This window comes from Bacillus salipaludis, assembly GCF_004358205.1.
This window is the reverse complement of the sequence record NZ_SMYO01000053.1, coordinates 1-6962: the sequence shown is the minus strand read 5'-3', so window position 1 is coordinate 6962 and position 6962 is coordinate 1. Positions and strand designations below refer to the sequence as shown.

At 36.4% G+C, this 6962-nt stretch carries 7 protein-coding genes; 3 read left to right on the top strand and 4 right to left on the bottom strand.

Features of this window, described 5'->3' with window-relative positions; all coding sequences use genetic code 11:
• Positions 1-286 precede the first annotated feature (286 nt).
• Positions 287-1108, top strand: coding sequence for an Imm26 family immunity protein (locus tag E2K98_RS29610; RefSeq protein ID WP_133340507.1), 822 nt, complete (start codon positions 287-289; stop codon positions 1106-1108).
• 293 nt (positions 1109-1401) lie between these two features.
• Here E2K98_RS29610 and E2K98_RS29605 read toward each other — a convergent pair whose 3' ends face one another.
• Both E2K98_RS29605 and E2K98_RS29600 read right to left on the bottom strand, forming a co-directional pair.
• The gene (locus E2K98_RS29605) at positions 1402-2448 is read right to left on the bottom strand and encodes a cytochrome d ubiquinol oxidase subunit II (RefSeq protein ID WP_133340505.1); all 1047 of its coding nucleotides are present in this window, start codon (positions 2446-2448) and stop codon (positions 1402-1404) included.
• Complete coding sequence (locus tag E2K98_RS29600) at positions 2449-3822, bottom strand: cytochrome ubiquinol oxidase subunit I (protein ID WP_133340503.1); 1374 nt, start codon at positions 3820-3822, stop codon at positions 2449-2451.
• A 727-nt stretch (positions 3823-4549) separates the two neighbouring features.
• Between E2K98_RS29600 and E2K98_RS29595 the strand changes: the two genes are divergently transcribed.
• Positions 4550-5020 carry a hypothetical protein gene (locus E2K98_RS29595; RefSeq protein ID WP_133340501.1) on the top strand — a complete coding sequence of 157 codons (471 nt, stop codon included), beginning with the start codon at positions 4550-4552 and terminating at the stop codon, positions 5018-5020.
• A gap of 120 nt (positions 5021-5140) precedes the next feature.
• Here the strand turns inward: E2K98_RS29595 and E2K98_RS29590 are convergent, their stop codons facing one another.
• Entirely contained in the window at positions 5141-5470 is a 330-nt protein-coding gene (locus tag E2K98_RS29590) for a hypothetical protein (protein WP_133340499.1), read from the bottom strand.
• 173 nt (positions 5471-5643) lie between these two features.
• Positions 5644-5799 (bottom strand): sporulation histidine kinase inhibitor Sda, encoded by a 156-nt coding sequence (sda, locus tag E2K98_RS29585; RefSeq protein ID WP_133340495.1) that lies wholly within the window; start codon positions 5797-5799, stop codon positions 5644-5646.
• A gap of 373 nt (positions 5800-6172) precedes the next feature.
• Between sda and E2K98_RS29580 the strand changes: the two genes are divergently transcribed.
• Positions 6173-6736, top strand: a complete 564-nt coding sequence (locus tag E2K98_RS29580; protein ID WP_133340493.1) for a CBO0543 family protein — start codon at positions 6173-6175, stop codon at positions 6734-6736.
• The last annotated feature ends 226 nt before the right edge of the window (positions 6737-6962 follow it).

The window sequence follows — 6962 nt, the reverse complement described above, 5'->3', positions numbered from 1 at the left end:
AATATATACGACTTAAGAAAAGAAATTAGCTATATTTTGTAAATGATGACTAGGAGGAGCCGTGTGCGTTAATAGCGCAAGCACGGTTCTGTGAGGGGGGAGGAGTACAATCTACCGCAAGGTAGAAAGGCTCCCTTCTACTCGACTAGCGAAAGATCTGGGCTGTCAATTGTGGCAGCTTTTCTTTTTGTGCTAACGGGGCAGGTTAGCTGAAGAAGGATTTACAATAAGGAATGGAGAATAACTCAATAATTAAAAGACCTTTAAAGGAGTTAAAGGATACATTATGGAATTGACTTGCAAATTAGGAAAAATAGAAATCCTACTACCCGATGCCTCAACTTCGTATTTCTTTATTGATGATGATTTAGCAGAACTGTTTAATTTGGAAACGAATAATGAAGCATTAAAACTTCTACGCAAAACCATTAGAGAAAAGGTTGAACCAAATATATACAAGCGTATTGGTTTTGATTACGAATCAAGTGCGGTTATTATTCGAACGACCAATGCTGAATTGATTCTAGAGATAGCCTTGGTTATAAATGAAATTGCTAAGGTGAGCTTAGCCGAACAAGAAATAGGCATTGCCAAAAATCAAATACTCTCACATAAAAGACCCAAGAAGCAAAAATGGAAAGTGGGAGATATATGCCAAATCCCTCTTAAGAATGGTACATATGCCTTTGGACAGATAGTTTGGAAAAGCTATACACACCCTGTTTGTGGCTTATTTGATATTAATAAAACCGAAATCCCTACTTTAGAAGAAATTATGAGTAATCCCTTTATTTCGATACTATCATTAACACCAAATTCATTAGATAGTCACCGTTGGAAGGTGATTGGTAATATGAATGTAAGCATTCAAAAGGAGGACGTCCCTAGAAAATTCAACGGTACCGATTGTATTGGTGCCATTAGTTTTTCAAGTGGTATCCTTGAAGATTTAGCAAACGCCTTTTACGGAGTTACACCTTGGAACGTATTTGCTGAAGAGGATTATTTTGACCAAATTCTGTTACCAACTATTAAACGGCCTTCGACTGCTAAGGTTTTATCGTTATCCGAAAGGAAGCTTTATCGAAAAGAAAGAAAATGGGAGTAAAAATTTTTAACAAGTAAGATTGTGAAGAAATGTACTTAAAGTAACGGGTGCAATAGTTGTAGATCAAGCTGTCATTGTGGCAGCTTTTCTTATTGCACTATAGGGGCAGTTTAGTTCAACAAGGATACATTTTAAGGGCCAGCCCGAATGGAATTAAATCCTTTCGGGCTTTTTAATGAAGCTATTTATTTAAGTTAATTCCATTAATGAAACATTCAATAAATTCTTGTATCATAACTCCAATGTTTCCTTTTTTCCGCTTTCTTATTGCCAAGGATTGATTTTCAATTCCTTTATTTTATATCTGCTTTGGGTCTTTTAATCCTTTGATACCTTTTATCATTCATAAACAAGCTCCAAAAGTAAACAAAGCCTGGAAACAAAATGGCGAATCCGACAATGTAGGTTATGAAAACTGCCCGAAAAGAATTCGGGTCTGTAAAAGCTGAATGAATGGTTATGTCTGGATAGACTATGTAGGGCAAATGGGCACGACCGTAAACATAGCTTGCTGTCATATATTGAAGTGTAACGGCAATAACAGAGAGACGCGGCATCCCTCTATATCCAGGTTTAAGGGAAGGTAGGATTAAACCAAGACCTCCAACAAGGAAAAGGAATAAGGATAAAAGCAAAACGGGCAAATTTTGCATCATTTTATCATAAATCCAACCGCTTTCATTTTTTAATGTAAGCATAATTAAAAAGGCTGTTATTAGAGACACAGGTCCCATAATTAGAGCATCCCGGCGATAGGTGTCATAGGCTTCTTTTTCATTCGAAGCCTTGGAGTAATCCGCCAATAGCAGCGATGAGAGAAAGAGCGTACTGGAAATCGCAAATGCCATAAAGGCATATGCATTCATGCTTGAAAATAGTCTGACCAGATTTAGCTGTTGGCCGCCATTTGAAAAATCTACAAAATTCCCATGGGTGATGGGAAGCACACTAATAAGCAAGCCCGGAATGAAAATTCCACATAATCCGGAAATATAAGTGAGCGGCTTTTTATATTCTTCCGCAATATGGGAAAAAACCAAGAAAGCACTTCTGACTGTCAATAGAAGTAGAATGATGCTTCCGGGAATCAACAAAATGGTGCCAAGTGAATAGGCGGCTTTAGGAAATAGGCTGTAAATAGCGACCACTAAGGCAACGATAAAGGTATTGGTGACTTCCCATGTAGGGGAAAGATAGCGATTTGCTATATTCGTCGCTCTTGTTTTTGTTTTATTAATGTAGATCATCGACCAAAATCCGGCACCAAAGTCCATGGTAGCCATAATGGAATAAATAAAGACAAAACCCCATAATATCGATATCGCGAGGTAAACATCCATCTATTTTCCTCCTAAAGAATTGGAACCTGAAAGTGAAACATTTTTTTGCTCTGTACGATTGATATCTTCAAGGCCCGTATTCTTTTTAAAATAATATAAAAGAACTAAGACAGCAGAGATGGCTAACACCATATAGATAACAACAAACAAAATAAATAGAATACCTAGATTTCCGGCCGTTGTTACGGAGTCAGCTGTAGAAAGTTTATGATAAATCGTCCAGGGCTGTCTTCCGGTACAAGCAAAAATCCAGCCAAACTCAATGCCCAAAATGGAAAGTGGACCACAGGCAACATAGACCCACAACAGCCAATTTGGAAAGCGTTCCTTTTTTAATACTTTGTTCCAAATAAATCCGATCACACCCATTAAAAGCAGTAACATACCAATACCCACCATGGCATTAAAGAGGGTATGGATGAATAAGGGCGGCCAGTATTTTTGCGGAAAATCATTCAGGCCTTTCACAACCGTATCAAATCGATTTCCAGCCAGAAAGCTAAGCCCCCATGGCACTTCAATTCCCCATTTTACCGATTCCGTTTTAGCATCCGTATAGCCGCCAATTGTTAGAGGTGCATATGATTGTGTCTTAAACAACCCTTCCGCTCCGGCTAATTTTTCCGGCTGATACTTATAGAGGGATTGTGCGGCTTCATGTCCGCTTAAAGCGGTGAATAGGGAGAATAGCCCGCCTACAATAAGGCCAACCATAAGCGCCTTTTGGTGGAACCGGTATACTCTCGTTCCGTATTCGCTTTTCAGCATCTTAAAGGCTGCTACCATCGCGACAATAAATCCTCCAACAATATAAGCAGAAACAGCAACATGTAATGCGTTAATGGCAAAGCTGGGATTAAAAAATGCTGCCCACGGATCAACGTTCACAATTTTGCCATTTCGAATGTCAAATCCGGCCGGGGTTCCCTCGAAGGCATGTACATTTGTGATCAATACAGCCGATGCCAAACCGCCCAATGCTACGAAAAAAAGACTTACATTTCTCATCCATGGTGCAATTCTGTCTGCTGCATAAACATATATAGACATAAACAAAGCCTCTAAAAAAAAGGCATAAATTTCAATTTGGAAAGGCAATGCCATAACGGTACCAATCACTTTCATAAAACCAGGCCACAATAAGGAGAGCTGCACCCCGGCAATGGTTCCGGTGGGAATACTAACCCCTAATATAATCGCAAATGCCTTTGTCCATCTTTTGGCCATAATGGAATAATCCTTATTGTTCGTTCTTTGATAAAGCAATTCGGCGGTCAAGATCATCATTGGCAAACCGACACCAATTGTGGCGAAAATGATATGAAATGCCATAGTGGTACCAAATAAAGACCGTGCAATAATTAAATGATCCAAGCAATTTCCTCCTATGAGTTGATGAAGAACTAATGGCGAGTTCAATTTATATTGTTTTATTAATAGAAAAAATATACATTGATTTCCATTAATCCCAAATATAAGTGAAGGGACCATCTCACTTTAGAAATCACTTTTTGCAGACGGACAAACATTTTGGAATAGTTAGGCAAACTCTAAAATAACAATGTTTGTTAAATTTTGTACTTAAACAAACGGGTGCTTTTGTTGAGGGTGATGATCGCTACAGCGGTCATTTTTTCTTGTTAAACTCCCATGAAAATAAAAACTGAAAAAGGGCATGAAAAAATAGACCCAGAAAAACCAGTTTTTAAAAAAAGGCTGAGCCTCTTGAAGGATCGTATATTAGATTGGCTGGTAGATCGACTTGTGCAACCTTTCTACTTAAACTGAAATCAGTTAAAGCTGGCGCAACAACCAGAAAAAGGATTAATCTCCCATGAGTGCTACCCCTAAAGGGTGCGACAGTCGGTGGTACACCGTGGTCGTTGGAGTCAGACTAACGGATGGGCTCAAAGGCACCATAGTTCAAAGACCTTCTTCGCTAGCATTAAAACAGTATAGGCGGTCTTAGCCATTTTCATTCTCTGTGGTGCAGCGCTGATTTTGCGCTGCATGGATGGCTAACGAGGCAGTTTAGATAAACAAGAACAACTGATAAAATTATAAAATAACAATACATTATGATAAAAAGGTGCTGCTATATTTGGAGCAAATTAGAATTTATAGAGTTTCTATACTGTTTATCGGAGTTTTAGTGACCGTTGGATTGCTATGGTGTATATTACTTGTTTTGGCTTTAATACAAGGGGGTTCCTTAACTTTATTTATTACATTAATTTTCCCATTTACTTTTATTGGATATGCTATTTACCTTTCGAGGAAAAGAAACGAGGGTAAGGGATTTTATTGGGATGATAAAGGAATTGTAATCGACTTAAAAGGCAATAGGGTTTATTGGGAAGAAATAGAAGATATTAAGTATTCAAATGTAAGAGGTATGAAATCAACAGTGATTTATCCTCACTATACAAATCACGAAAAAATTAGAATTCGCCAAGGGAAATCGCTTCCAACACCTGCACATTTAATTGATTGGATATTAATCGAAAAGGCAAAAGAATATCACAAAAATTTAATGAAAGTTTGGGAAGAAAAAAATAATACACAAAAATAAGGCTAACTTTTATTAGACTCCTTATTTAAGTAACGTGGCAGGTTAGTTCAATAACGTCGCATAAGACATGTAGTATACAAAAAAGAGACAGTGTTCCACACTGCCTCTTTTTATATGGTACTAAAGAAAAGGAAGAAATCTAATCTCATCTGTTGAAATGATTTTATGTTTTAATTCTGAATTCATATCTAAAACACCTATCACAATTTGATTATCTTTCGTCACTGTTATGTATCTGAAATAATAATCATCAGAAATCAACAAATCAGTGTCATTCGACGTTATTTCCATTTTGGCAAAGACATCTTCTGTGTACTTAAGTTGAAAAAAATCATCCAATCCTTTGGTTGAACTACCTACCCATGTATGCAGAAAATCTTTCAGTGTGATTTGTTCAATCACCGATAAATGTTTCTTGAATCGTAATTGATCAACTGTTACGGTTTTCATCGTTAATCACCCCTTAACGAGTATCTATTGTATACATTGAGGTCTGCCACATCAATGCTATCGGCGTAACAATCTGTTTACATTTTAGTTACTATACTAACGGGGAAGGTTAATGGAAGGTGAGAAATTACACCATTATATCGTAATCGACTCAAAAAGCTAAAAAAATAAGACTAGGATTGTAAACTAGTCTCAAGTAATAAGTCATATATGTCTCTTTCCACAATTTCATCTAACAACATTTTTAAAAAAGAAGCATTTAATTTTTGTTCATAAGCTCTTAAATAAATATCAATTAACTCTTCATTAGACAATGTTTTAAATCGCATTGCTATCCCCTTGTTATTCAATCCAATTTTATTACATAAATTTTCCATCCTAACCTTATAAAAAAGATTTCGAACAACATTTGCTTTATTATAGGGTAATTCTAGAAGTTTTTTAAATTTCTTTGTTAAATTAAAGAGAAGGCTACCCCTTTTTATTATTCCAAAAGCAACAATGTGAAATATTGTACTTAAACTAATAGATGCTTTTGTTTAACAAAAGGGGTGCTGCGGCAGCTATTTTTCTTGTTTTAATAACGGGGCAGGTTAGTTTAAGAAGAAGGAGTAAAGAATTTAAAATGAAAAAATTTGGAATAATATTTTGTAATGACAATTATGAAGGTGAGAACAATACCTCATTAAGGAGAATATTAGTATGAAGTCATTACAGGACCCTAAAAAGTTAGAAAAAGTAGCCAGTTTTTACGAAATGAATACCAAAGCGAATCAAGACTATATAGAGTTTTGGAAGGAGCACACATTGTTCCATTGGGACTTTTGGGTAGACTTAATATTCATAATAGCTCCGGTCATTTTTTGGATTAAATTTAGAAAAAAAGAAAGTTCGAATAGGCTCTTATTTGTTGGATTTTTTGTATTAATTATTACTTCATACTTTGATTTTATAGGAGTTCAATTTGGAAAGTGGTATTACACCGGAAAAGTATTACCAACTATCCCTTCATATTTCCCTTGGGATTTCACTATTTTCCCTATTTTTATTATGACCTTAATTCAGTTTAAACCATCAATATCACCTATCATTAAGGGCTTGTTCTTCGCAAGTTTTAGTGCCTTTGTCGGTGAACCTTTATTTCTTTGGTTAGGTTTTTATGTTATGAATGATTGGCATATTTATTATTCCTTTCCTATTTACTTTGTTATTTACTTATTAGCTCATAAAATGAGTACCGTAAATAATTTTGAACCGATAAAATAAAAAACAACTTCTTCAACTAACAGGTGCAATAGTTAAAGATGAAGATCGCTGCAGCGGTCTTTTTCTTGTTAAACTATCGGGGCAGGTGTGCGGCCGAGCCTAGGTCGTATCATATAACGGGTGGGATTCCCGTCGAGTAAGAACTAGCCATTCGCTCGTAGCGAGTCTTGGAGGGCTAAAGGTAACTTTAGTCTTTAAGCGTAGACAGTTAGGTGGCGGGCCGAAA

What these genes read in the sequence shown, in the direction of transcription:
- E2K98_RS29580 (WP_133340493.1), top strand. Translation starts at nt 6,173, where the DNA reads ATGAAGTCATTACAGGACCCTAAAAAGTTAGAAAAAGTAGCCAGTTTT.
- sda (WP_133340495.1), bottom strand. Translation starts at nt 5,799, where the DNA reads ATGCGATTTAAAACATTGTCTAATGAAGAGTTAATTGATATTTATTTA.
- E2K98_RS29605 (WP_133340505.1), bottom strand. Translation starts at nt 2,448, where the DNA reads ATGGATGTTTACCTCGCGATATCGATATTATGGGGTTTTGTCTTTATT.
- E2K98_RS29610 (WP_133340507.1), top strand. Translation starts at nt 287, where the DNA reads ATGGAATTGACTTGCAAATTAGGAAAAATAGAAATCCTACTACCCGAT.
- E2K98_RS29590 (WP_133340499.1), bottom strand. Translation starts at nt 5,470, where the DNA reads ATGAAAACCGTAACAGTTGATCAATTACGATTCAAGAAACATTTATCG.